Source organism: Streptomyces sp. N35, from assembly GCF_016464295.1.
Lineage (GTDB): Bacteria > Actinomycetota > Actinomycetes > Streptomycetales > Streptomycetaceae > Streptomyces.
Map to the genome: position 1 here is coordinate 1 of NZ_JAEIMH010000233.1, position 564 is coordinate 564.

Annotated in this window: 2 pseudogenes; both read right to left on the minus strand. The window is 65.6% G+C overall.

Annotated features, from left to right (window positions below):
• Positions 1–152 (minus strand): annotated as a pseudogene (locus tag JAO81_RS42010) (2-oxoacid:ferredoxin oxidoreductase subunit beta); the annotation flags it as partial.
• A pseudogene (locus JAO81_RS42015) lies at positions 145–564 on the minus strand (2-oxoglutarate ferredoxin oxidoreductase subunit alpha); the annotation flags it as partial. The pseudogenes JAO81_RS42015 and JAO81_RS42010, both read right to left, overlap by 8 nt.

Below are 564 nucleotides of genomic sequence, written 5' to 3' on the forward strand. Positions count from 1 at the left end.
ACCGCGGCGAGCACCGCGTAGTCACCGCAGCCGGGGCACCAGCGCACTTCCTGATCGGACTTGAAGTCCTTCATGGACTGCTTGGCCTCGGCCTTCGGCACGAGGGAAAGCGCCTCGATCGTGCCCGGACCTTCCGTGATCGTCTCAGCCATCGATGGCCTCCTTGAGAGCCGTGGCGAGCTGCTCGGCCTTGAACGGCATGCCGTTGACCTGGTTGTACGAGATGGCGTCGACCAGGAACTTCGCGCGCAGCAGCGTCGCGAGCTGACCGAGGTTCATCTCGGGCACCACTACCTTGTCGTAACGCTTCAGGACCTCGCCGAGATTCCGCGGGAACGGGTTGAGGTGTCGCAGATGGGCCTGCGCCACGCTCTGTCCGGCGGTACGAAGCCGTCGTACGGCAGCGGTGATCGGGCCGTAGGTGGAGCCCCAGCCGAGGACGAGGAGCCTTGCTTCGCCGGTCGGGTCGTCGACCTCGAGGTCGGGGACCTGGATGCCGTCGATCTTGGCTTGGCGGGTGCGGACCATGAAGTCGTGGTTGGCCGGGTCGTAGGAGATGTTGCC